The sequence below is a fragment of the Enterococcus avium genome, from assembly GCF_002891025.1.
Lineage (GTDB): Bacteria > Bacillota > Bacilli > Lactobacillales > Enterococcaceae > Enterococcus_A > Enterococcus_A avium.
This window is the reverse complement of sequence record NZ_NBSL01000002.1, coordinates 359,876-385,250: the sequence shown is the minus strand read 5'-3', so window position 1 is coordinate 385,250 and position 25,375 is coordinate 359,876. Positions and strand designations below refer to the sequence as shown.

Sequence of the window (25,375 nt, the reverse complement as noted above, 5' to 3'; positions counted from 1 at the left end):
TTTGTTTACTTTTCTCCAAAATATTTTTGTGCTGCTGCTTTCTTCAACCGATTCATATAGGCTAGGCCTAAATGATCCTCTGGAAAGACTTCGGCAAAGATTATATCCGCTTGATTGGCTTCATCCAATGCCCTCAATCCGCTGAATAATCCGCGAGTGGCCGCCTCAATTGAGTCGTCTTCAAAAACAAAGCGATCTGCTGAAGGATAGCTATCAGCAATTTTAGGCGTCGCTAGTAAACCGACTTTTTTCCCGTTTGTATCAGCCCAAGCGATGGCTTTTCCCCAATCGCCCGGTTTAATCATTAAAACCGACACATCAGGCGAATAATGCTTATATTTCATTCCGGGCGCTTTCGGTGTTTCACTCTCTTTGACTAGATGTTTGTCTAAAGGAACTTCAATACCCAAAACTTCTTCCAGTTTTTCTTTTGTCACTGCACCTGGACGCAAAATTGTCGGCACTTCTCCACTTAAATCCAACACCGTCGATTCTACCCCGATTTGTGTTGCCCCATCATCTAAAATCCCAGCAATTTTCCCTTTTAAATCATGAAAAACATGCATTGCTGTTGTTGGACTTGGCTTACCTGACGTATTCGCACTTGGACCTACTAAAGGTGCACCAGTTTTTTCAATTAAAGATAATGTTTTTTTATTATCGGGCATTCGAAAAGCCGCTGTGGATAAACCACCGGTCACGACCGTACTCAAACTCCCAGCTTTAATCGAAAAAATCAATGTTAGAGGACCGGGCCAAAAATTTTTAACAATTTTTTCAGTCAATGGATGATAACTTTCCACAAATTCTTTAGTCATCGAAAAATCTGAAACATGAACGATCAGCGGGTTGTCGCTGGGACGTCCTTTGACCGTAAATACTCGCTTCACTGATTCCGGCAAAAGTGCATTAGCACCTAGTCCGTAGACTGTTTCAGTAGGAAAAGCCACCAACTCTCCTTGACGCAATAGTGCTGCCGCTTGATTTATTTGATCTGTTCGATAAATTTTTGTTTCCACAGCTTCTCCACAGCTCCTTTATTCTAACTTTCCTCATTTATAAACTTTCTTTTCTGACTTATCCCCGTATTGTGGATAACGCGGTTGTCAAGTGTGTATAACCATGTTGATAACTTTTTTTCTTTTTTAGCATTGTCGCATCAATGTTCTTTTATTATTTTCTACACTAAAAATAATTTTTAGCTAATGACAACCATCCGATCATTTCCTGATAAATCTTGATGGACCCGTACATTTTTTTCAGGAAAGGCTTTTTGAAAAATTTCTTGAACCGCTCGCCCCTGTTGGAAGCCAATCTCTAAGAAAATCATACCAGCTGGCTGCAAAAGATCTCGGCTTTCTGCAGCGATTTTTTGGTAGATAGCTAACCCGTCGTTTTCCGCAAAAAGTGCTAACTTAGGTTCATAGGTTCGAACACTCTCGTCCATCAGAGCCCATTCACTTTGGCTGATATACGGAGGATTACTGATGATAATATCTTGTTTTTCATTCATTGAAGATAGTACATCACTTCGTTTGAAATTAATTTTTGCATGTAGGTTTTCTGCGTTTTCCTCTGCGACATGTAACGCCTCTTGTGAAATATCAAGAGCAGTTACCTGCCAATCTGGTCGCGCTAATTTCAAACTGATCGCAATGGCGCCCGTTCCTGTACCAATATCTACAACTTTTTTCCTCTTACTTTCAGTCATAGATAAGCATAAAGCAACTAATTCTTCTGTTTCTGGTCGCGGAATCAAGGTATCTTCGGTCACCTTCAAACGGTGTTCAAAAAAATATTCATAGCCTAACAAATATTGCGGAGGAATATTTTTCATTAAGCTCTCAATATCTTTCTCAATCATTGCTTCATCATCTGGTAAAATATCGTTTCTCATATTCATGAGCCATTGCGTCTTATCCCAATTTTTGCGAGCCAGAAAAAGATACTCGATTGCATAACCTTCTTTTCCGTTAGCTTCTAAAAAAGAAGAAGCCCCAGATAGGACTTCTACGTAAGTTTTAGCCATTTTGCATCTCTTCCAGCTTCTGCGTTTGATCATACATAATTAGAGCATCAATAATTTCATCAAGCTTGCCTGCTAGAATCTGATCTAATTTTTGTATCGTTAACCCAATTCGATGATCCGTTACACGATTTTGTGGGAAGTTATACGTACGGATACGTTCTGAACGATCGCCTGTTCCGACAGCCGATTTACGGCTTGCGTCATATTCACTTTGCGCTTCTTGCTGAATTTTATCATACACACGTGCGCGCAAGATTTTCATTGCTTTTTCGCGGTTTTTGATTTGAGAACGTTCGTCTTGCATCGCAACGACGATACCAGTAGGGATATGCGTCAAACGAACCGCAGATGCCGTTTTGTTGACGTGCTGTCCACCGGCACCAGATGCATGATAAATATCTGTCCGAATATCTTTGTCTGCAATATCAATCTCAACCTCTTCAGCCTCTGGCATAACCACGACAGTCGCAGTCGATGTATGAATACGACCTTGAGACTCCGTTGACGGTACACGTTGAACACGGTGCGCGCCACTTTCATATTTCAGCTTCGAATAGACGTTGTCCCCTGTAATCATCATGATCACTTCTTTGTATCCGCCGATACCAGTAACATTGGCCTCCATGACTTCCGTCTTCCAGCCTTGGTTTTCTGCGTATTTTTGGTACATATTGAAAAGGTCACCAGCAAATAGTGCCGCTTCATCTCCACCAGCAGCTCCGCGAATTTCCATAATAATGTTTTTATCGTCATTTGGGTCTTTTGGTAACAGAAGAATCTTGATCTCTTCTTCTAAAACTTCTTTTTCCTTCTTCAAATCTGACAGTTCTTCTTTTGCCATTTCAGCCATCTCAGCATCTAGGTTTTCACCTAATAATTCTTCAGCATCGCTGATGCCTTCGATCACTTTTTTATAACGACGATAGGTTTCTACTGTGTCACGAGTATTGGCTTCTTCTTTTGACAGTTGCATGAAGCGCTGCGTATCGCTGATGACTTCTGGGTCACTCAGTAATTCTCCAAGCTCTTCATAACGATCTTCGATTGCTTGCAATTGATCGTACATGGATAAAACTCCTCCTAATTCATATTAATGTAATTTTTTTGTCGGCTATGTCTACTAACTATTTTATTTAGCAGGATTGGTAATCTCTGGATGTAGATAATGCTTACGGCAAACGGGGTAATAGGCCTCATTGCCGCCGATTTGGACTTGATCGCCTTCATAGACTGGACGACCATCAATGTAATGTAGATTCATCGTTGCCTTTTTATGACAAAACCAGCAAATCGTTTTTAGCTCTTCCAATTTGTCTGCATACAATAGTAAGTATTTTGACCCCTCAAACATTTCATTGCGGAAATCATTTTTTAAACCAAAGGCCATAACTGGAATGTCTAAATCATCTACGACTTTCGCTAATTGAATCACGTGTTCTTTTGTTAAAAACTGCGACTCGTCGATCAATACACAGTAAGGCTTGTAGTCAAGACTTTTAATAAATTCAAAAATATTGGTCTCAGAAAAAATCGGTACAGCAGGACGGCTCAGTCCGATTCGGCTAGAGATATTTCCCACACCTTCACGTGTATCTAATCCGCTAGTCATCAATACTACTGGTTTATTTTGTTCCTCATAATTATGAGCGACTTTTAGTATTTCAATTGTTTTACCGCTGTTCATTGCACCGTATTTAAAAAAAAGCTGGGCCATTTCTTGTCACCTTTCCCTTTTGTTCCTATCGTATTATAGCGGAAAAGCCAGATTATTTACAGTAATAATTTTCATTAATACCTCATCTTAGAAGAATCAATCATTAATTTCAACAAACTCACAGGCTATCTTTTTAAGAATATAAGGGCCCAGTGCTATACTTTTCGTTGGTAATTATTTTTATTAATATAAAACTAGGAGGCATTTTCATGCAACAATCTGGTAAAAAGAAGCAGCGGAGTTTCCCTTCTGCGTACACAGTTATCATTATTGTACTGATTTTGGTTCAAGCACTAACATTCTTTATTCCTTCAGGCAAGTACAGTACGTTGAGTTATGACAGCGGGAAAGATCAATTCGCGATTACAGATGCTCAGGATAAAACGATCATGGAGCCGGCAACACAGAAAACATTGGATAAATATGATATCCACATTAAAGTCGACAAATTTCGAGATGGCACAATTTATCGTCCAGCCGCAATTCCTAATTCCTATGAAAGAATCAAAAAGCCTGAGCGTGGTGTGGTTGGAACTATCACTCAATTTTTAAAATCTCAGGTTCAAGGAATTACTGAAAGTGTCGATATTATGATCTTCATTTTGATTTTAGGCGGTGTTATTGGAATCGTTAATGCTACCGGAGCGATGGATGCTGGCATGATGCGTCTTTCCGAAAAATTAAAGGGAAAACAAAAATGGCTGATTGTCATTGTGACTACCTTGATTGCCATTGGCGGGACTACTTTTGGTTTAGCAGAGGAAACCATTGCCTTTTACCCGATCCTAATCCCGATTTTCTTATTGGCTGGCTACGACACATTAACAGCAGTCGCCACGATTTATTTGGGAACTGCGATAGGAACCATGAGCTCTACGATCAATCCTTTCTCTACGGTCATCGCCTCAAATGCGGCAGGAATCAGTTTTACTGATGGCATGCCTTTACGTATTTTGATGTGGGTGACTGCAATTAGCATCTCGATCCTTTATACGATTCGTTACGCGGAAAAGGTTCGTTTGAATCCAGCCGCATCATTAGTTGCTGATCAAGCAGAAAGTGATCGTGAACGTTTTTTAGGTGATCAAACTCGTGAGAAAAATACAGACTTTACCAATCGCCAAAAATTTTCATTGATCGTTTTTGCTTTAGGCTTTGTTGTGATGATTTATGGCGTGCAGCAACTAGGCTGGTACTTTACCGAGATTGCAGTAGTCTTCTTAGCAGTTACTTATATACTAGTCTTCGTCTCAGGGTTAGGAGAAAAGAAATTCATCAACAGCTTCGTTACTGGTGCTGCGGATCTATTAGGGGTTGCCTTGATTGTCGGGTTAGCTCGTTCGGTCGGTATCGTGATGGAAAACAGTTTTATCAGTGATACGATCATGAACTTCTTCAGCAATGCCATCAGCGGGATGAACAATGTCGTCTTCATTTGGTTTATGTTCCTAGTCTATGTCATTTTAGGTTTCTTCATTCAATCTTCCTCTGGTTTGGCGGTATTATCAATGCCAATTATGGCGCCTTTGGCTGATGTTGTTGGGATTGATCGTGCATTGATTATTGATGCCTATAACTGGGGACAAGGCTTGATCGGATTGATCGCCCCAACTGGATTGATTTTAGTTTCCTTATCAGTCGTTAATATTGGTTTTGATAAGTGGATAAAATTTGTTACAAAATTATTAATCACTATTATTATCTTGATCCTTGCTTTCTTAGCAATCGGTGTTTTAATTTCATAGCAACAAAGCCCGAATCCTATTCAGATTCGGGCTTTGTTATTTCTATATACTTTTGATGCCACTTCTTATCGACTTGCCGTGAACCTTCTTTAAAAAATATTTTTTCCGTTCCTGCTTCATTCGCAATTTGGTAATACCATTTTTTCCAACGTAAAAAATCAAGTTGAGCCTGTAATTCATGGATTTTTTTCTCTAAGACTGCCTCTTGCTCCACCATAAAAGCGTAGCGCTGCGGCAAAGTTTTATCACCTTCTACACACCAATCCATAAATTTCGCAATTTCCTTAACAGGAATTCCAGAGCGCTTCAAACAATCAATTACTTCGATATAACCAAGATCATCCTCAGTAAATACCCTGCGACCTGCTTGATTCTTTTTAACAAATGGTAATAGGCCCGCTTTGTCATAATATCTCAGAGTGTCTTGGGAGATACCATACATCTTTGAAATATCACCAATCAAAAAAGATTTCATTTTTTTCAACTTCCTTCTTGATCTGGAGTTAACTCCAAGTAGTAAAGTCAGTGTATCATAGTTTTGAAAGAAGGCAATTTATATGAAAAAATCTTTAGTTGTAATTACAGGCGCGAGTTCCGGGTTTGGTGCCGAGATCGCCAAACTTTTTAATCAAGCTGGCAATCCGTTACTGTTATTAGGACGTAGCGTAGAAAAAATCGAAGCACTACCATTGAATTTCGAAAATGTCATGATTGAAAAGGTTGACGTAACAGATTACCAAGCCTTTGACTCCAGCATCAAAAAAGCAGAAGCTGTCTTTGGCCCAGTAGATCTATTAGTAAACAATGCTGGTGTAATGCTACTTGGTAATGTCTTGAACCAAAATCCAGCAGAATGGCAAACAATGATGAACACGAATGTAATGGGGGTACTAAACGGTATGCAAATCGTATTACCTAGTATGACCGAGCGTAGGCAGGGAACAATCATCAATATGTCATCTCTTGCGGGTAAGAAAACCTTTACCAACCATGCTGCCTATGTCGCATCAAAATTTGGTGCCCACGGTCTAAGCGAAACAATTCGTGAAGAAGTTTCCGGTTCAAATGTCCGCGTTTCTTTGGTCGCACCCGGCGCTGCTGAAACAGAATTACTTACACATGTGACTGATCAAGGTGCCCTAACAGATTATCAAGCATGGAAAGAAAGCATGGGCGGCATTACACTTGATCCAGTTCATGTTGCTGAGACAGTTAAATTTATCTATGACATGCCACAGGAAGTTACGATTCGTGAAATCGACATTGCAGCGACTGCGCAAGACAACTAATCAAACACAACCTTTATCTCCTCTACTCCTACCAAAACGGTGGGAGTTTTTTTCACGGAAGCATGCTATACTATCTCTATTGTAAAAAATTCCCACTGTTGATTGAAGGAGTCTTCTATGAATTTTGATCGCCGAGTAAGTTTTCTCAAAAAAAGCTGGCAAAAGCTTAATAATCGATTTTCTTCGATTCAAATCATCGTCTTCTACTATTTAGCGATGACCATTCTTTCTTTGATCTTGTTTCATTTACCAATTTTTCGTGAACCAGGTTCACACGTACCCTTTCTTGATATGATATTTATGGCCATTTCGACCATTTCAGTGACTGGTTTAACCACCTTTGATATCAATTCAGTCTTTAATGATGCTGGTGTTTTGATGCTCGAGGTGTTATTCCATATTGGTGGTTTAGGAATCATGATGATTACTACCTTCTTTTTTATCGTGTCCAAACGTCGGATCACGTTAAAACAGCGACAACTAATCATGACCGATATGAATCAGCCGCGCCTTAGCGGAATCGTTAATTTGATCCGAATTACCTTCACTATGCTACTGGCGATCGAAGTTCTTTTCGGAACTATCTTTTCAATTTATTTCTATTTAGCAGGCTATTACCATAAAATCTCTGAAGCCGTTTTTTTCGGATTTTATCAAGCGATCTCTGCAGTGACGAACTCTGGTTTTGACGTAACTGGTGAATCGATCATCCCTTTTTCTCATGATGTTTTCTTCATCGTGACAATCATGGTCCTGATCTTTATTGGTGGAATCGGATTCCCCGTTTTAATGGATTTTCATGGCTGGATTTACCATAAAAAATCTAAATCACGGCTGCCCTTTCGCTTTAGTCTCTTTTCGAAAATTGCCCTATTGGCTTTCTTCGTACTTTTTATTGGCGGTACAGTAGCTATTTGGCTTTTAGAAAAAGACCACAACTTCGCTCACATGAATCTGTTTGATCAGTGGTTAAATTCGTCCTTCTATTCTATGACAACTCGCAATGCCGGATTGCAAATTCATGATTTGAATCTATTTCAAAATACAACCTTGATTATTTTCTCATTATTGATGTTCATTGGTTGCTCTCCAAGTTCTGTCGGCGGCGGGATACGTACAACAACGATCGCAATCATCGGTCTATATTTGTACTCATTCTTGAAAAATGAAAATGACATCAATATTTTTGGTCGGAAAATCGCCCAAGAGGATGTGCGAAAATCGGTGGTCGTCTTCATGCTTTCTGCTGGAATGTGTTTGTTTAGTATTCTCTTTTTAACTGCAACTGAAGATCATTCGCTAATCTCCATTATTGTCGAGGTTACCTCTGCTTTTGGAACGACTGGACTTTCTTTAGGAATCACTGATGACCTTTCAAATACCGGAAAAATCATGATCGCTGTTTTGATGTTTATCGGACGTGTCGGTATGCTGTATACCCTGATGCTCTTTGTTCCAAAAGAAACACAGGACTTAGGCTATGAATTTCCGGAAGAAAAGATTATTATTGGCTAGGAGCAAAACTTTGCCCTAGCTTTTTCTATGGAAAAATTAAGAATAGGAAAACCTATTTAAACTTTTTTTTTAAATATGATAAGATGAATTAAATTTGTTACAGACATGGAGGATGTGTAATGGGGTTACGAAGTCAAGTGGCTATTTCTGCCGGAAAGACTGCCCAATGGGTATTAAAAACGTTCTTTAAAGGTGGATCCAGTTATCCTGGTCAGCTTGCATTAAAGATGGATCCGAAAATTTTAGATACATTAGTAAAAGATTATAAAGTGGTTGTAGTGACGGGAACCAACGGAAAAACCTTGACTACCGCCTTGACCGTTAATATTTTGAAACAAGAATTTGATTATGTATTAACGAATCCAACAGGTGCCAACATGGTCCAGGGAATCGTATCAACTTTTTTAAACGCCAAAGGAAAAAAAGGCGGCAAAAAAATTGCAGTTCTTGAAATCGATGAGGCCAGCTTAAGCAAAGTCACAGAATACATCAAACCAGAGCTATTTCTATTTACGAATATCTTCCGCGACCAGATGGACCGTTACGGTGAAATCTATACGACCTACAAATTGATCGTGGACGGCGCAGCTAAATCACCAAGCGCCCCGATATTGTGTAACGGTGATTCACCAATCTTTAATTCGTTGGAAACAGTCAATCCAAGAAAATACTACGGTTTCGATCATTTACCTGACAAAGACCAAGATGCCCATTACAATACGGACGGCTTGCTTTGTCCGAAATGCCAGCACATCTTAAAGTACAAAATGATTACCTATGCCAATCTGGGAAAATACTATTGTCCAAACTGCGGCTTCCACCGCCCAGAATTAGATTACAAATTAACGGAGATGAAAGAAATGGATAATAAATCTTCAGAATTTGTAATTGATGGGCAAGATTACAAGATCGAAGTCGGCGGTATGTACAATGTATACAATGCCCTTGCCGCAACTGCTGTAGCAGAATACTATGGCGTTTCTAAAGACAAGATCAAACGCGGACTTGGCTATGATGAAAAAGTCTTTGGACGCCAAGAAGAATTTGTAATCGATGGTAAAAAATGCACGCTGGTTTTAGTAAAAAATCCGGTCGGCTTAAATCAAGTCATCGACATGATTGGTTTAGCTCCCTATCCATTTTCATTGGTTTCTCTATTAAATGCCAATTATGCAGATGGTATCGACATCAGCTGGATCTGGGATGGCAATCATGAAGCTTTTGCTGAGATGGACATCCCGGCAGTGATCGCAGGTGGAGATCGCCACGAAGACATGGCCCTTCGTCTGAAAGTCGCAGGGATCCCTGAAGACAAGCTGATTGAGACGGCAGATTTGACGGACGTGATTGAAAAGATCAAACTATTGCCGACGGAGCATGTGTATATCCTAGCGACCTACACAGCCGTTTTACAGCTACGCAAAGAATTAGCACAAAAAGGCTACATTGACGGAGGTATGGATCGTGGCTAAATACGAGTTGAACTTAGCGCATTTATACGGAAATTTATTGAATACCTATGGCGACAACGGCAATCTCTTAACCTTGAATTATTATGCCAAACAAATGGACATCGAGATTCATTCAGAGATCGTCAGCATCTATCAAGAATTCGATCCAGATAAATACGATTTTGTCTTTATCGGTGGCGGGCAAGATTATGAACAAGTAATCGTATCAAAAGATATTCAAGATAAAAAAGAAGACTTGATTAAGTACATCGAAAACAACGGGGTCATTCTTTCAATCTGTGGCGGCTATCAGTTACTGGGCCACTACTATATTGGTGCAAATGGAGAAAAAATCGATGGTATCGGTGCATTGGATCATTATACCCTAAGCCAAGACAACCATCGTTTCATCGGGGATATCGAGATCCATAACGAAGAATTTGGTGAAACCTACTATGGCTTTGAAAATCACAATGGCCGTACTTTCTTAGGTGAAGGTGAACGACCTCTTGGTACGATCGTTAAGGGTAATGGGAATAATGGCGAAGACCAAGGTGAAGGCGTCATTTACAAAAATGTTTATGGCTCATACTTCCACGGTCCGATCTTAGCTCGTAACAAATCATTGGCTGTGCGCTTACTTCATACCGCTTTAAAAAATAAGTACGGGGAAGATGTTGATCTGCCAGAATTACCATAAAATAAAAATGCTCATCCGCGTTAGTCGGATGAGCATTTTTTGTATATGAAAAAATGAGACATTTACTATTTTGTTCCTGGAGTGGAAGCGATGATTTTCATTTCGCCTTCGACTTTCCACTCGGTTATTTGTGCTGGTAAAATGCAACTTGTACCAGGCTTCATTTCATAGCTTTGGCCATCAACGATCAAATTACCATATCCTTCTACGACTGTCACCAACGTATAATCGCCTTCTTTTTTAAGTGAAAGCTCACCAATAACATCCCATTCGTAAACATTGAAAAAATCTGTCTTCAAGTACGTGATCACAGAAGATGTTCCCTTTTTCTTTTCAGTAACTTCTAACTCGGGACTGATCGCCGGTACAGTGGTTACATCAATTGATTGTTGGATGTGCAGTTCACGTGTGTTGCCTTGATCATCTTTACGATCATAGTCATAAACGCGGTACGTTGTATCTGAACTTTGTTGTGTCTCTAAAATCATGATGCCTTTACCGATGGCATGGATCGTACCACTTGGTACATAGAAGAAATCGCCTTTTTTTACAGGTACACGACGCAATAAATCATCCCAACGTTCGTTTTCAATCATTTCTGCCAGTTCTTCACGAGATTTCGCATTATGTCCATAAACAATCTCTGAACCGGGTTTGGCATTAATGATGTACCAGCATTCTGTTTTTCCTAACTCTCCTTCATGTTTCAAACCATAGCTGTCGTCTGGATGAACTTGAACTGATAAATCGTCTTCGGCATCTAAAATTTTAGTTAACAATGGAAATACATCACCTTCTGCTTTACCAAATAATTCACGATGCTCATTCCATAGATCGCTGACCTTCCAACCCTTGTAAGGGCCATTTTCTACGATGCTAACGCCATGTGGATGTCCGCTGATTGCCCAATCTTCTCCAATTTTGTCGTTAGGGATATCAAATCCGAAAACCGTATGCAGCTGATCTCCGCCCCAAATTTTTTCTTGAAAAACTGGTTGTAAAAATAATGGTTCCATACTTCTTGCTCCTTTTTTCAATTTTTTTATTTCGCTCTAAGCAAGCTGCGAAAAGATAATCATTTCAAGTTAATAAAAGCAATCGCCTGTACTATTTTTTTAATCGTTCCATACGTTCGCTCAGATAGCAGGCCAAAATCTCATCACGGTGAACCACATAACTAGCACGATGATCTTCCGTGTGAACGCGATTCGACAAAAAGATGAATGCTGATTTTTTGACGACATCCAATAGCATGAATGTTCCAGTGTACCCAGTGTGGAAAAGTAATGGAGTGTGATCTAACGGGCTGAATTTTAAATCCCAGCCAATCGAACGTTCTCCTTTTCCTGTTGGTGTTTGATCATGAAGCAATTCTTGAATTGTCTTATCCTGCAAATAAATCATATCGCTAACAACCCCAAGATTCAAATACATTTTTGCAAATTTACTTAAATCTTTCATATTCGAAAACAGACCTGCATTGCCAGCATGCTCTGCTAATACTCGGGCTTTTGGATCATGAGTAAGGCCTTTTAAAATCGTTCCATCTACCAATTTTTCAGTGGGAACAACCTTATCATATGGCGGCTGCAGTAAAAAATGACTATTGGACATACTAAGAGGCTGTAGGACTTCCTGCCTAAAGACATCAATTACATCTTTTTGATATAGTTTTTCAAGCAGAAATCCCAACAAAATTGTTCCTGCATCAGTATATTTAACGACTTTCCCCAGATCTTCTCCCGGTTGTAGGCTTAAATACGCAGTCCGTAATTCTTCAGCATTTAACTGATCTCGATTTGGAATATAGGTTTGAATATCTGATGTATGAGTCAATAAATGACGCAACGTAATCGTTTCATTTTGAAATTCCGGCAATAAGCTGTGAAGAGATTGATCCCACGTAACCTTGCCTGCTTCCTTTAATTTCAACATAACAGTTGTCGTGCAGACCACTTTCGTTAAGGACGCCACATCAAAAAGGTAATCTTCCTGCATAGAAATAATTGTTGGTTCCACTTGTGCATTTCCCATAACTTGAACTTCAGTTTCCTCATTTTCGACAAAGCTAAGAACTGCTCCTGGAAAAACAGCTTTTTGCATTTTTTCTTCAATTAATTGAAACGTTTCAGGGTACATAACAACCTCCGTAAGTAATAATTCTAAAAGAGTATAGCACAAAATGATTAATCAAGACTTCTGAACATTTTTTAAAATACGATTTACTCAAAGGAAAAATTTAGAGGTAAAATCAAAAAAGCCGCGATTTCTCGCGACTTCATTATCTTTACTTCAATACGAACCACCATTCAATTCCGGCTGCATCATAAATCGTAATCAAGGATTTCTTTTTATCAATGAAGTAATTGAACTGCTTATTGCTGAGATGTTGAGACAACTCCAACAGTTTCGTTTTCGAAACTTTAAATTGCAAAAAGTCCAAGCCGAGTACTTTATCGGTAGGTAAATCAATTGCACCACCGTTTGCAGTCGTTAACCCTACGTTAAAATCTCCACGATTCAACAACAATTCTTCTTCACTTTCATCGTGAACTTGCAACCCTAGAATATCTGCTAAAAAGCTTTGCTGTTTATTCAGATCACTGACATTTAGATGAAGCTTATCAAAATAAGCTCCGTGGATTTTTTCACGCTTAGTTGCTTTTTTTGCTAATTCATTAAAATCTAATTCAACTGGTTCTGAGGTGGAACGTTCTTTACTAGGAGCAAAGAAAATTTCGATTTCATTTCCTTCTGGGTCTTCAAAAAGCAGCCCTTTTTCATCATCAGCTTGTAAAGCAGATTTAACAGGATAATTTTCTTCTTTGGCACGGTAATAAACGTTTGCTAACTCCTCTAAATTGGGTACTACTAATGAGACCCGTTGCATTTTTTTGATCTCTCCGCGATGCTCATCTGCTCGCGGACTTTCCTCCAGCCAAAGTAATTCGCTAGCCGGATCTTTGTATCCAAGAATCGCCAATTCGTTTTCTTCACGCAGCAAGTGCAGTCCGATGATATCGCGATAAAAATGAATCATGCCATCACGATCACGTACACGAATAGCAATTGTTTTCAAACTAAGTTTCCCTAAATGAAAATTTTCCATTATTCTCTTCCCTCCGTCACTACTATTCTAACGATGCCTTCTGATTCACGCAAGTAATATCTTCCCTAAAAAATTCTGCAATTATTTTCCAACTCAAAAAAAACTTATCCAATAACAAAAAAATGATATTTTCACTAAATCCATGAAAAAAACTTGTCAACTTTTTCTAGTTTTGAAATTTTTTTGAATGTTAGCTTTACTTTTTGTCAATTTCAAGTAAAATGTCTATGATAACACTTGTAATTAGACGATAAATACATTAACGTTGTAATCACTATTAAGAAAGAAAAGGCTGTTGAAAAAATGAATTATTCGGTAACAACAAAAGAATTTATGCTACTTGCTGCTAAAGAACCCGTGGAAGTTTTAGACTTGAGAGACCCTGACTTTATTGACTCCTTTGATTTACCCGAAGGATCAAACGTAACTCATATCCCGTTGACACAATTGCCAAATCGTTTGGACCAACTTGACAGAAGTAAAACGTATTACCTATTTACTCAATTCGGCGGTCGTTCAAAAACGATGGCGCAATTTTTAAGAAACGAAGGCTTCCAAGTCGCAAATGTGATTGGCGGTACCACTGCATATAAACAATATCTTGCGAGTTAACAAAATCTAATTTTAACCAAAGCTTCCAAGCAGATAAATTGTCTGCTTTGGATATTTTGTGTACGATTCGTTTGTAATTAAATTTAAGGAGTGTTAGTTTTGGCAAATGTTCTAGTAGTGAATGCTCACCCGTTATCCGCAGAAGACTCACAAACTGTCACTATTCTGGATACTTTTATTGAAGCACATCAAGCCAGTCATCCAGAAGATGTATTCACCATGTTAGATTTGTATTATACAGATCTCCCTGAGATTGATGGCGACTTACTATTAGCTTGGAAATCGTTACAAAAGGGAACTGATTTTACAGAATTGAGTAGTGTTCAGCAAGAAAAGGTGCGCGTTTTCAATGAATTTACTGATCAATTTTTAGCTAGTGAAAAAATCGTCATCGCCAATGCTTTATGGAATTTGAATATTCCAACGAAGTTAAAAGCTTGGTTCGACACAATCAACGTCGCAGGTAAAACCTTCAGATATACAGCAGAAGGTCCAACTGGATTGATTACAGATAAAAAAGCTCTTCACATACAATCAAGTGGCGGTACATATAACGGTCAAGATTTCTCAGCACAATATGTTAAGGGAATTTTGAATTTTATTGGTATCACTGATTTTGATTCTATTTACATTGAAGGTGCGGATTATGATCCAGCAAGAGCACCTGAGATTATGGCTGCGGCAAAAGAAAAAGCCAAATCATTGGCTGCACAATTTTAAAAAAATGCCTGTCGATTATTCGTCGACAGGCATTTTTTCTTTCGCTTCGTCTTCGTACAAGTTCGATACCCCTTTGTACCACTCAAATACATGGATTGCAATAACTTTCGCCACCGCATAAAATGGAATTCCTAATATAACTCCAACGATTCCAAAGATTTTCCCAGCCGTCAACAATACAAACATGATTGTGACAGGATGGATTTCCAATTGATTCCCCAATACTAAAGGTGAGACAATACGCCCTTCAATTGTTTGTTCGATCGCAAAAACGATAATGACTTTTACGAGCATGATTGGCCCAGTGACAATAGCAATGAAGACCACTGGCACCATTGCTAAGAAGGAGCCTAAATAAGGAATCAAATTTAAAAATCCAGCTAAAATACCTAAAGTAATCGCATAATTCATTCCTACTAAAGAAAAGCCAATAATAAACATGACGGCTACCGCAAAAGCTACCGTTAACTGCCCACGAATATATGAAGCTAACTGCGAGTTCATTTCAGTCATGACCTTAAGTGTCGGCTTTCGTGCTTTTGTCGGCAAAAGCTTAAGAATGTAAGGCGCTAATTGATCGCTATCCTTTAACAAAAAGAATAAAATGATCGGCGCTGTAATCAACGCGATCAACACTGTAGCTAGCGTAGAAACAACACTTCCTAATCCTTGCAGTGTAACTCGTGAAATCTTTTGCGCAGTATCCGTTAATGACTCTAAGATTTTCTGCAGACTATTATCAATGTGTTGTTGAAACGGCTTGAAGGCAGGGTCCTTAAAAATATCATTTAATTTATCACTTATTGTGTCAAAGTAGCTAGGTAGACTTTTCATCATTGAACCGATCTGCTCTCTAATCTGCGGAATAATCACTACAATTCCCCAAATAAGTAAGGCAACTACCGCGATGAAAAGCAGTACAATCGCAAAAGTCCGCTTCAGTCCTTTACGCTCCAGAAAATTGACCACAGGATTCATCAAATAATAGAGAATACCTGCGATTACCATTGGAAGGCCGACGATCGCAAAGAATTGACCCACCGGCTCAAACAAATAGGATACTTTTGTAAAGACTAACGCGATCAACAACAGCAGCAATACAATGATCAATGCTACAACTACCTGGCTGTTTAAAAACCATTTCCAAAACCAAGAGGTTTTTTGCGTTAATTTCTTTTTATCCACTCACTCACACCCCTACTGAAAGGTAATTTTCATCCCTACTTCCAAGTCTGGAAGCTTTTCTGGAACAACATAGATCGCATTTGGAATCACTCCAGCTTCTTTCTGAAAGAAAACTGTCGCATGTCCAATTTCATTTAAATTTTGATTGGCTAAAGGTCCTACCCCAATTACCTGATAAGCCTGATCCCCAAAGATCAATTGTCCACCTTTTTCTAATACAATTGGTTCATCATTAATAGTTTTTTGAACAATCGAAACATCTAATAAGTCTGGTGTAACACTTTCACCAAAAAGCACCAAGATATTTTCATCGTTAATCGCATTTTTTCCAATTTGAGTAATTTCTGTTTCAGTCATAGGTCACGCTCTTTTCACATTTATTTTTCAATTATATCACAAAGTTAGCGCTATCCAAGTGAGAATAAACTTGTTAAAATGTAGATACATTGAAGGAGGTTTTTTAATGATCCACAAAATAATTTTAGGTACGTACACACGACGCATCAGTCAAGGTATTTATCAGATCGAATTAGATACAGCGACTGAAACGTTAAACAATTTACAATTAGTAACAGAAGAAACCAGCCCTACCTACTTCGCAAAAAGCAAAGAGGGCTTTCTTTACTCAGTCACAAGTAGAGATGGTCACGGCGGGATGTCCAGTTACGATCCACAAAACAAATTTTTGAATGCGGTGACAGAAGAAGGCGCTTCACCATGTTACGTAGCTGTCGATGAAGCACGTCAACTTGTTTACGGCGCCAACTATCATAAAGGGGAGCTGAATACCTATAAAATTCTGCCGGATGGTTCTCTTGAATCCGCAGCTGCCCTTTTTCATAAAGAACCAACAGGTCCACATAAAAATCAGGATCACGCTCATACTCACTATACTGATCTTGCACCTGATCAACGCCTCGTTGTATGTGATCTTGGCACCGATCGCGTCTACACCTATGATGTTTCAGAAGCTGGTGAGGTCGAAGAAGTAGCAGTCTATGTAGCAGAACCGGGGACCGGTCCTCGTCATTTGGTTTTTCATCCTAATAAAATGATTGCGTATCTATTTGGCGAGCTGGACAGCAGCGTTACCGTTCTAACGTATGACGAAGCAGATGGCAGCTTCACTCAAACACAGAAAGTCTCTACTTTACCAAAGGATTTTGATGGTGAAAATGGCGGTGCAGCGATTCGTGTATCAAATGATGGGCGTTATCTGTATGCGTCAAATCGCGGACACAACTCAATTGCTGTTTTCGCAATCGCTGAAGATGGCTTAAGCATTGATTCGATCCAAACCATTTCAACCGAGGGAGATTTCCCAAGAGACTTTGCATTGAGTCCTGATAATTCATATGTAGTCGCAGCAAACCAAAACAGTGACAACTTAACCCTTTATCGCCGTGATAGCGAGACTGGTCTTCTAAGTATGATTCAAAAGGACGTCTTTGCACCGGAAGCTGTTTGTGTCTACTTTGATTAGTAGACAGCAAGACTCTACTATGGAGGTAGTACTTATGAATAAAGAGGAAGTTATTGAACGATTGAAAAAAGATTTGGATTTGCCAAATTTTAAAGGACGCTTAGAAGAAAAAGAATATACCGAAGAAGAATATCAAAAAATTAAAAATGATTTGAATGATTACTTCGAAAATTATGTACGAAATATCGAAAATTAAACAAAATGAGAGCTGACTACTGAGTATTTCACTCGATAGCCAGCTCTTTTGATATTTTGCTAATCAGCGATAGAAACGTAATTCATAATTATAGAAAGATTTCTTCTATCATAAAATTTTAAAATAGTTTCGAAATCATTTTAATTTGCTACGCTACTAAAGTAAAAATTCAAAAAAAGAAGCACCGATCGGCAAATCGGTGCTAAAGGAGTATTACCTAAATGCAATGAAAAAGAAAAGGTTGTTATTGGTTATGAACTAATAATACTCGATCCTTCTTCATCTGTATTTAAAATAACGTTATAAAAAAATTAGAAAACCTTTGTTCTTTTTGATATTTCACTTGTTTACTATTTCAATAACAGATTGGTTATTTTTTGAATCGTTTTGTAGATTGTATCCGTTGCAGCGTCCTGTTTTTTTTCAGCTGCATTGAAGGCTTCCTCATTTACTTCCGGTAACAAACTATCCGTCATTTCTTGACAGCCAGCTACATATTGAATATACGCCTTTTCAAAGCTTTTATGGTTTCCCATTACTTTTGCTGGTGCCTTTAACATACCGATTTTTTCTAAATTCAATTGATAAAACTGTGTTCCCTCTTTAAAAAGTTCATGGATTTCTGATAAACGTTCTTGGTCAAAATCAGCCATTTTCTTTTCATCTAAAGCAGTACGAATCTCTTCATAGCTTGGGTGCAAACGCTCACCCATTTTTTCCGTATTTTGAACGATTTCGTTGATTTCTCTAGCATAAAACCCTGTATTAGGTCGCATTCATTTATTCCTACTTTCTTTTTTAATACTTTCATTTTACCGATTTTTGCACAATATGCAAAGTAGCTCAGAAAATATTAAAAATTGCTTCATTTATTATTTATTTGATGATACCTTAAAAGAAATACGTTTTATAGGGGGAAAACAACTATGGACTGGATCATAAGGAAATGGCGCAATCAGGATGCTAAAAATTTAGCGAATGCGCTAAACAATAAAAAAATTCAAGCAAATCTGCGAGACGGTCTGCCTTACCCTTATACTGAGCAAGACGCCGCAGATTTTATTCAAAGCATGCTGGAAGCTGATCCGAACAAAACCTTTGCCTTTGCAATCGTGAATGACAAAGATGAAGTAATTGGAAGTATAGGTGCTTTTCGTTGTGAGAACATCCATCGTCTAACTGCTGAGATGGGCTATTACATTGCTGAAGAGTATTGGGGCCAAGGAATCGGTACAAAAGCAATCAAACAACTCACAGACCACCTTTTTAGCGATACTGATATCATTCGAATTTTTGCGGAACCTTTTTCAACTAATCATGCATCTTGTCATTTGTTGGAGAAAAATGGGTTTCAATTGGAAGGTACCTTGAGAAAAAATGCAATAAAAAATGGTGTATTACTAGATATGCAGATGTATTCTTTGATCAAATAGAAAACTCGCATGAAGCAACATTAATGCCTTCATGCGAGTTTTTATGGTTCTATAATATTTTGTGTTGGTGGAAAATCGAAGGCGATTTTCTACTAACACTTTTTTCTTCGTTTCAACTCAAAAAGAGACTCACTTTTGGTAAAATTTAGTCGACCAAAACGTCACCCTACCAAAGGAGTCTCTCAATGGATAATCATACTAGAAAATTACTCGGATTAACAGATAAACATTTATTTTTTGATGAAGAATGGCTGATTGAAAAAGAATATAAAGGCGTTCAAGCGCAGTTTATTAAAGGAAAATTGGATGACTCTCCTTCCTGTTGTGAACACTGTCGATCGGTTCGTATTATCCGCAACGGTTCCTATACGACACGCACTCAGATGTTGAAAGTCAAAGAAAAGTTAACTATTTTAGAATTAAAACGTACCCGTTTTCTCTGCCATGATTGTGGACGGACCTTTTCTGCGAAAACGGACTTAGTTGATGAACATCATCAACTAACAAAGGAACTGAAGCAGGCGATTCTCATGGAACTGTACGAAAATCAATCACGTAAACTAATCGCTAAGAAGTACTTCGTCTCGGATGGGACGGTGACACGGATCTTGCGTGAAGCAACGAAGCATTACCAGCCACGTATGAACTTCCTTCCGACGGTGTTGTGTATGGATGAGTTCAAATCAATGAAGTCTGTTTCTGGTTCCATGAGTTTTATTTGTGTTGATGGGACAACCAATCAGCTATTTACGATCCTTGAAGATCGCAGACTTTACAAACTAACTCAATACTTCCTGCGCTTTCCTAGAAAGGCCCGTTTAAAGGTCAAGTACCTAGTGATGGACATGAATGCCAGCTATTGTCAGTTGCTTAAAACGGTCTTTCCAAATGCGGAGATCGTAACTGACCGCTTTCATATTGTCCAACACATCAATCGCAGTTTCAATCAATTACGTGTCCAGATCATGAATCGTTTTCGAACCTCACACTCTGAAAATCAGAAGAAGTACCGTCGGCTCAAGCGATATTGGAAACTCTTACTCAAAGATTCCACGACATTGGAGCCACTCAAACGGCATTATCATCGACTGTTTAAACGACCAATTAGTCAAACAGAAATCGTCGATGAACTGTTAAGCTACAACGAAGAATTGCGAACAGCGTATCATTTTTGTCAATTATTACGCTATTATTTCGTTAAACGAGATACGGAAGGCTTTCAAGAAACCCTTAAAACAATTTCATCTACGTTACCTCAGTCGTTTAAAAAGAAATTCACGATCTTCCATCGCTACCAATCGGGCATTTCAAATGCCTTTAAAGTGTCCCACTCAAACGGTGTCACGGAGGGGCTGAATAACAAGATCAAGCTGATTAAACGAATTGCGTTTGGTTATCGCAACTTTTATAACTTTCGGGCACGGATCTATTTACAACAAGGTCTGATCTTTGAAAACTAAGAAAACCTCAGGAGAAAACCGCTCCTGAGGACTTTTTGTTTAGATAAATCATTTTATTGTCGATCACTGATTCTAAATTCGTATCCAAGTACGTTCTTATAGTATTCTGGATACATCTCTCCACCACATTTTTCGCAATCAAATTGCGGAGCGTTCTCAGGATCAAATGCAACATCTCCTGCATCCAAAAATTGAACTACTTCCTTTGGAATTTTTTCCTTTATCCCACATTCAAGACAAATGTAATGAACCACTCCATTGGAATCGAAGTTTTTTAAAAGCTGCTTCTTTTTCTTTTTCATACTTACGTTTCGATGCTTCTTCCCCAATTTTTTTATTCTCCTCTCGCATGAATCGTTCCGATTCTTTATTCTTCGCATATTTCACTACAAGTCGTCCATTTTTAGACACACTAACTCCACTAAATTCATAATATTCGCCACATCTAGTACATTCCAATGGATTTACTCCGAATTCTTCGGCTATTCGTTCACACCATGATTTTGGTTTAAGTGCTTTCTTCACATTCACAAGCATTCGTTGAATCTCTTTCTGGTAATTACTTAATACTTTTTTCATGATTGTCTTGATCCGCCGACTATAAATGCCGTATCTACGAATTGTTTTGAACTGGTTCTCTGGAATATGACGAATCAGTGCACCAATAAATTCCTCTGCCGACATCGTCTTTATCTTATCCGTGTTAGTTCGTTTATCATGATACTGAAACATCACTATTTTCCCATCGTACAAAAGGATACGATTTAAAGCAATGGGACCACGTTTCATATAACGACTGATATATTCTAATATCTTTTTGAGAGAAGTTCGGCTCCTTTTGGGTGCATGCACGTAAAAACCCTCTGCATTTTTCGTGTACGCCGCTTGTAAAAGCGGCTGGACTCGTGCCTTATCCCATTGGGATAAGGTTCTTCGAATGAGCTTTAGGACCGCATTCTGCCAATATTTCCTCAACATTGCGAACGGAAAATAGTCATAGTCCTTCCATTTTCCATCCTTCGTCAGTCCACCCATGGTGACGACTAAATGAACATGCGGATTGTATTCTAGCTGAGAACCGAAGGTGTGGAGTGTTGCCACAACCCCAGCTTGTATATGGTGCTTTCTAAAAAAATCTAATAGTATCCGTGCAGCTTCATCCATTAATCCTTTTAAAAGCTCCTTACGATACTTCTCCTTCAGAAAAATCTCACGTAAACCTTCATCGATCGTGAAGATGACGTGTCGATGCGTCACTGTAAACAGATCATTCGCCGCAACCTCTGCCCACCGTTGACTTTCCCCAGTTGCACAAGTTGGACAAAATTTCCCTTTACAACGAAAAGCCACTTTCTTTACATCATGGCATCCTTCACAGACAAATAGACGATAACCTTTTTTAAGGTCACCACAATCGCGAAACTTCTTCACTTCTCTTTTCACAACGGATCGAATCCTTCTTGTGTACCTTTGATTGAATTTCTCCCAGTTTTGATATTCATCAAAGAAAATGGCGTGTAAAATATTGGGTTTCATATCTCCAGTTTAATAGGAAAAAGACCAGATGAAAAGCGGTCAAAAGATTGATGTATCAATCCTTTGACCGCTTAAAATGTTATACTTCCTTTAATGTTAAAAAAATATGCGGCGCACAGAACGCGCCGCATATCGGACTAAGTTTTATTCAAATTTGTCTTCACCAACACGATTTGACGAAGAGCCGTTTTTATTTAAACTATTTTTTTTGTGCACTTCGTTGGAAGGCTTTAACAATTTCAACAATTGGAATAATCGCAAAGGATGCCCCAATTACAATCCCCCATTGATAAAGATCAAGATGTGCTACCCGGAAAATATCATTCAAACCTGGTACAACAATAATGATCATCATTAAAACAAAGGATAACAAGATTGCCCAGTTAAAGCTCTTGTTGCGGAATGGTCCGACCTGGAACAATGACTGATGAACAGATTTTACGTTGAAGGCATGGAATAGCTGCATCAAGCCTAATGTTGCAAATGCCATTGTCAAAGCATCAGAATGGATTTCTGCATACGTTGTATGAACTGGCCACTGAATTGCGGACCAGTAAACAAATAGTACCGTACCTGCTTCTAATATCCCTTGATAGATAATACTTGATAAAACGCCCCCAGAAAACAGGTTTGAACTACGCCCACGAGGATTATGCTTCATCAAATCTTTTTCAGCAGGTTCCATCCCTAATGCAATCGCTGGGAAGGTATCCGTAACTAAGTTAATCCACAATAAATGAATAGGTAATAAGGTATCCCAACCAAGTAAAGTTGCAATAAATAAGGTCAATACTTCACCCAAGTTGGCTGCTAACAAATATTGAACTGCTTTTTGAATGTTTGAGAAGACTTTACGACCTTCTTCAACTGCAACAACGATCGTCGCGAAGTTATCATCAGCAAGAACCATATCAGAAGCGCCTTTAGAAACCTCTGTACCCGTGATTCCCATACCAATACCAATATCCGCTTGCTTCAAGGCTGGCGCATCATTTACACCATCCCCAGTCATAGCGACTACTTTACCTTCTTTTTGCCAAGCCTTCACGATCCGAACTTTATGTTCTGGAGAAACTCGAGCATAGACAGAATAATGTTCAACTTTCTGAGCAAATTCTTCATCAGACATTTCGTTTAATTGCGCACCAGTTAGAACAGATGCATCATCACCTTTTTCGATGATTCCTAAACGAGCAGCGATTGCTTCGGCGGTATCTTTGTGATCGCCTGTAATCATGATTGGACGAACGCCAGCTTCTTTCGCAACTCGTACAGCTTCAGCTGCTTCAGCACGTTCTGGGTCAATCATACCGACTAAACCAGCAAAAATTAAATCATTTTCCACTACTTCAGATTCTAATTCAACCGGAACAACATCGACATATTTATAAGCCATGCCTAGAACACGTAACGCTTGTTGTGCCATGTCTTTATTATTAGCTAAAATATCTTGTTTCTCTTTGTCAGTCATTGGTACAACTTGACCATTCAATAGGATTTGCGACGTACGACCAAGTAGCACATCGGGAGCACCTTTGACAGCAACCAGAATTTTACCGGTTCCTTCTTCGTGTAACGTACTCATTAATTTACGATCAGAATCGAAAGGCAATTCGCCGACACGTGGTTCTTCAGCTACTTTTTCACGAACATCAAAAGCATTATTTAGCCCAAATTGTACCAAAGCTGTCTCGGTTGGATCTCCAATTAAGCCACCTTCTTGGGTAAACTTCGTGTCATTCGCATAGTTCATGACTTTCATCGCCATACTATCTACTGGTACTTCACCATTTGCATCATATTGTTGATTGTCTACGTATAATTTTTCAACCGTCATCTGATTCAAGGTTAATGTCCCAGTTTTGTCTGAAGCAATAATATCAGTTGAACCCAATGTTTCAACGGCTGGCAGTTTACGAATTACAGAATTTCGTTTTGCCATTACTTGCGTTCCAAGAGCCAAGATAATTGTTACAATCGCTGGTAGCCCTTCTGGAATTGCTGCAACCGCCAACGAGATCGAAGTCAACAGCATATCAACCCAAGATGTATCGTTGAAGAAAATCCCAACAAAGAACATCACGATAGCGATAATAATAATTGCAAAGGTCAAGAATTTACTCAATTGGTTCAAATTCGTTTTAAGTGGCGTTTCTGTCTCATCTGCTTGTGCTAACATACCAGCAATTTTACCAACTTCTGTATTCATTCCTGTGTTAACAACGACACCTTTACCTCGACCATAGGTCACATTACTATTTGAATAGGCCATATTGACACGATCGCCAATACCAACTTCTCCGTCTTCAATCACAATCAGTTCTTTTTCTACCGGTACGGATTCACCCGTCAGTGCTGCTTCTTCAATTTTCAATGAAGCAACTTCAATCAAACGCAAGTCTGCAGGAACGACATCTCCGGCTTCCAGCATCACGATATCACCAGGCACAAGATCCGTTGATTTTACTGAACTGATATGACCATCACGTAAAACATTCGCATTTGGTGTAGACATTTCCCGCAAAGCTTCGATTGCTTCTTCGGCCTTTGATTCTTGTACCACACCCATCACAGCATTAATGATAACAACAGCTAAGATAATGATCGAATCCACTACTTCATGAGAGACGACCGCAGATATAATTGCCGCGAACAATAAGACAATGATCATTAAATCTTTGAATTGTTCGATAAAACGAGCGAACATACTTTTCTTTTCGCCCTCTTCTAATTCGTTCAAACCGAACTCACTTAAGCGTTTTTCTGCTTCAGCGGTTGTTAATCCTTCTTCCGTCGTTTGAACTTCTGCTAAGACCTGTTCTGTTTCCTCAGTATAAAAAGGCTTTAGCAGTTGTTGTTTTTTCTCCTCTGACATTATTATCCTCCTTATTCGTTTCGAATGTCGTATACCATTCTTCCAATTACGCTAGTCTGCTCTTAAATTATGGTGATAAATTCTTAAAAGAACTTATCTGGACCTTCGAAGACATATCATTCTACTATTCTGCTAAAACAGGAAGTTGAACTGACAAAGCGTATAGAAAAACTGGCAAAGTTGAACTGACATCCTTAAAATGATGTTCCTTTTAGGAATAAAAAAATAGACTTGTGTATGCGAAAGACACATACATAAGTCTCACTATTTAAGACAACACCAGAAAATTGCTTTTCTTGCTGGTGGCGTTGCCACAGCTTGCG

At 38.8% G+C, this 25,375-nt stretch carries 25 protein-coding genes; 11 read left to right on the top strand and 14 right to left on the bottom strand.

Going from position 1 to position 25,375, the window contains the following annotated elements:
* Positions 1-5: 5 nt before the first annotated feature.
* The 4 genes from AUF14_RS01965 to AUF14_RS01950 all read right to left on the bottom strand — a co-directional run bounded on the left by AUF14_RS01965 (position 6) and on the right by AUF14_RS01950 (position 3,743).
* The gene (locus AUF14_RS01965) at positions 6-1,019 is read right to left on the bottom strand and encodes an L-threonylcarbamoyladenylate synthase (RefSeq protein ID WP_016180471.1); all 1,014 of its coding nucleotides are present in this window, start codon (positions 1,017-1,019) and stop codon (positions 6-8) included.
* 179 nt (positions 1,020-1,198) lie between these two features.
* On the bottom strand, positions 1,199-2,029 hold the full coding sequence (gene prmC / locus AUF14_RS01960; protein ID WP_016180470.1) for a peptide chain release factor N(5)-glutamine methyltransferase: 831 nt from the start codon (positions 2,027-2,029) through the stop codon (positions 1,199-1,201).
* Positions 2,022-3,095, bottom strand: a complete 1,074-nt coding sequence (gene prfA / locus AUF14_RS01955) for a peptide chain release factor 1 (protein WP_016180469.1) — start codon at positions 3,093-3,095, stop codon at positions 2,022-2,024. The genes prmC and prfA overlap by 8 nt, the downstream gene beginning before the upstream one ends.
* Positions 3,096-3,158: 63 nt before the next feature.
* Positions 3,159-3,743, bottom strand: a complete 585-nt coding sequence (locus AUF14_RS01950) for a thymidine kinase (RefSeq protein WP_016180468.1) — start codon at positions 3,741-3,743, stop codon at positions 3,159-3,161.
* 209 nt (positions 3,744-3,952) lie between these two features.
* Here AUF14_RS01950 and AUF14_RS01945 point away from each other — a divergent pair, with 209 nt between their 5' ends.
* A complete protein-coding gene (locus AUF14_RS01945; protein ID WP_016180467.1) occupies positions 3,953-5,488 on the top strand; it encodes a YfcC family protein in 1,536 nt (511 codons plus the stop codon).
* A gap of 16 nt (positions 5,489-5,504) precedes the next feature.
* Here AUF14_RS01945 and AUF14_RS01940 read toward each other — a convergent pair whose 3' ends face one another.
* Entirely contained in the window at positions 5,505-5,963 is a 459-nt protein-coding gene (locus AUF14_RS01940) for a MerR family transcriptional regulator (protein ID WP_016180466.1), read from the bottom strand.
* Positions 5,964-6,045: 82 nt separating this feature from the next.
* On the opposite strand from AUF14_RS01940, the gene AUF14_RS01935 reads away from it, so the two are divergent.
* From AUF14_RS01935 to AUF14_RS01920, 4 genes are all read left to right on the top strand, one after another.
* Entirely contained in the window at positions 6,046-6,777 is a 732-nt protein-coding gene (locus AUF14_RS01935) for an SDR family oxidoreductase (protein WP_016180465.1), read from the top strand.
* Positions 6,778-6,894: 117 nt separating this feature from the next.
* Complete coding sequence (locus AUF14_RS01930; RefSeq protein WP_016180464.1) at positions 6,895-8,292, top strand: TrkH family potassium uptake protein; 1,398 nt, start codon at positions 6,895-6,897, stop codon at positions 8,290-8,292.
* 119 nt (positions 8,293-8,411) lie between these two features.
* Complete coding sequence (locus AUF14_RS01925; protein ID WP_016180463.1) at positions 8,412-9,764, top strand: Mur ligase family protein; 1,353 nt, start codon at positions 8,412-8,414, stop codon at positions 9,762-9,764.
* Positions 9,757-10,443, top strand: coding sequence for a type 1 glutamine amidotransferase (locus tag AUF14_RS01920; protein WP_016180462.1), 687 nt, complete (start codon positions 9,757-9,759; stop codon positions 10,441-10,443). Before AUF14_RS01925 ends, AUF14_RS01920 begins: the two co-directional genes overlap by 8 nt.
* A 65-nt stretch (positions 10,444-10,508) precedes the next feature.
* On the opposite strand, the gene manA is transcribed toward AUF14_RS01920, so the two are convergent.
* The 3 genes from manA to AUF14_RS01905 all read right to left on the bottom strand — a co-directional run bounded on the left by manA (position 10,509) and on the right by AUF14_RS01905 (position 13,552).
* Positions 10,509-11,459 carry a mannose-6-phosphate isomerase, class I gene (gene manA / locus AUF14_RS01915; protein WP_016180461.1) on the bottom strand — a complete coding sequence of 317 codons (951 nt, stop codon included), beginning with the start codon at positions 11,457-11,459 and terminating at the stop codon, positions 10,509-10,511.
* A gap of 91 nt (positions 11,460-11,550) precedes the next feature.
* Entirely contained in the window at positions 11,551-12,582 is a 1,032-nt protein-coding gene (locus AUF14_RS01910; RefSeq protein WP_016180460.1) for a serine hydrolase domain-containing protein, read from the bottom strand.
* A gap of 148 nt (positions 12,583-12,730) precedes the next feature.
* Positions 12,731-13,552 (bottom strand): VOC family protein, encoded by an 822-nt coding sequence (locus AUF14_RS01905; RefSeq protein ID WP_016180459.1) that lies wholly within the window; start codon positions 13,550-13,552, stop codon positions 12,731-12,733.
* A gap of 303 nt (positions 13,553-13,855) precedes the next feature.
* Between AUF14_RS01905 and AUF14_RS01900 the strand changes: the two genes are divergently transcribed.
* Together AUF14_RS01900 and AUF14_RS01895 are read left to right on the top strand one after the other, a co-directional pair.
* Positions 13,856-14,164: a rhodanese-like domain-containing protein gene (locus AUF14_RS01900; RefSeq protein ID WP_016180458.1), complete on the top strand. Its 309-nt coding sequence runs from the start codon at positions 13,856-13,858 to the stop codon at positions 14,162-14,164.
* Positions 14,165-14,263: 99 nt separating this feature from the next.
* Positions 14,264-14,884, top strand: a complete 621-nt coding sequence (locus AUF14_RS01895) for an FMN-dependent NADH-azoreductase (RefSeq protein WP_016180457.1) — start codon at positions 14,264-14,266, stop codon at positions 14,882-14,884.
* A 15-nt stretch (positions 14,885-14,899) separates the two neighbouring features.
* Here the strand turns inward: AUF14_RS01895 and AUF14_RS01890 are convergent, their stop codons facing one another.
* Positions 14,900-16,069 carry an AI-2E family transporter gene (locus AUF14_RS01890; protein ID WP_102865863.1) on the bottom strand — a complete coding sequence of 390 codons (1,170 nt, stop codon included), beginning with the start codon at positions 16,067-16,069 and terminating at the stop codon, positions 14,900-14,902.
* A gap of 12 nt (positions 16,070-16,081) precedes the next feature.
* A complete protein-coding gene (locus tag AUF14_RS01885) occupies positions 16,082-16,426 on the bottom strand; it encodes a PTS glucitol/sorbitol transporter subunit IIA (RefSeq protein ID WP_016180455.1) in 345 nt (114 codons plus the stop codon).
* A gap of 106 nt (positions 16,427-16,532) precedes the next feature.
* On the opposite strand from AUF14_RS01885, the gene AUF14_RS01880 reads away from it, so the two are divergent.
* A complete protein-coding gene (locus AUF14_RS01880; protein ID WP_016180454.1) occupies positions 16,533-17,552 on the top strand; it encodes a lactonase family protein in 1,020 nt (339 codons plus the stop codon).
* Between the two features lie 34 nt (positions 17,553-17,586).
* On the top strand, positions 17,587-17,748 hold the full coding sequence (locus tag AUF14_RS22415) for a hypothetical protein (RefSeq protein ID WP_016180453.1): 162 nt from the start codon (positions 17,587-17,589) through the stop codon (positions 17,746-17,748).
* Positions 17,749-18,098: 350 nt separating this feature from the next.
* Here the strand turns inward: AUF14_RS22415 and AUF14_RS01875 are convergent, their stop codons facing one another.
* Positions 18,099-18,524: a hypothetical protein gene (locus AUF14_RS01875; protein WP_016180452.1), complete on the bottom strand. Its 426-nt coding sequence runs from the start codon at positions 18,522-18,524 to the stop codon at positions 18,099-18,101.
* Positions 18,525-18,674: 150 nt separating this feature from the next.
* Here AUF14_RS01875 and AUF14_RS01870 point away from each other — a divergent pair, with 150 nt between their 5' ends.
* Both AUF14_RS01870 and AUF14_RS01865 read left to right on the top strand, forming a co-directional pair.
* Entirely contained in the window at positions 18,675-19,181 is a 507-nt protein-coding gene (locus AUF14_RS01870) for a GNAT family N-acetyltransferase (protein WP_016180451.1), read from the top strand.
* Positions 19,182-19,366: 185 nt separating this feature from the next.
* Positions 19,367-20,641, top strand: coding sequence for an ISL3-like element IS1476 family transposase (locus tag AUF14_RS01865; RefSeq protein ID WP_016252543.1), 1,275 nt, complete (start codon positions 19,367-19,369; stop codon positions 20,639-20,641).
* Between the two features lie 53 nt (positions 20,642-20,694).
* Here AUF14_RS01865 and AUF14_RS01860 read toward each other — a convergent pair whose 3' ends face one another.
* The 3 genes from AUF14_RS01860 to AUF14_RS01850 all read right to left on the bottom strand — a co-directional run bounded on the left by AUF14_RS01860 (position 20,695) and on the right by AUF14_RS01850 (position 25,052).
* A complete protein-coding gene (locus tag AUF14_RS01860; RefSeq protein ID WP_040005624.1) occupies positions 20,695-20,895 on the bottom strand; it encodes a hypothetical protein in 201 nt (66 codons plus the stop codon).
* On the bottom strand, positions 20,873-22,177 hold the full coding sequence (locus AUF14_RS01855; RefSeq protein ID WP_071879978.1) for an IS91 family transposase: 1,305 nt from the start codon (positions 22,175-22,177) through the stop codon (positions 20,873-20,875). The genes AUF14_RS01860 and AUF14_RS01855 overlap by 23 nt, the downstream gene beginning before the upstream one ends.
* Before the next feature lie 199 nt (positions 22,178-22,376).
* The gene (locus tag AUF14_RS01850; protein ID WP_016180449.1) at positions 22,377-25,052 is read right to left on the bottom strand and encodes a cation-translocating P-type ATPase; all 2,676 of its coding nucleotides are present in this window, start codon (positions 25,050-25,052) and stop codon (positions 22,377-22,379) included.
* Positions 25,053-25,375 lie beyond the last annotated feature (323 nt).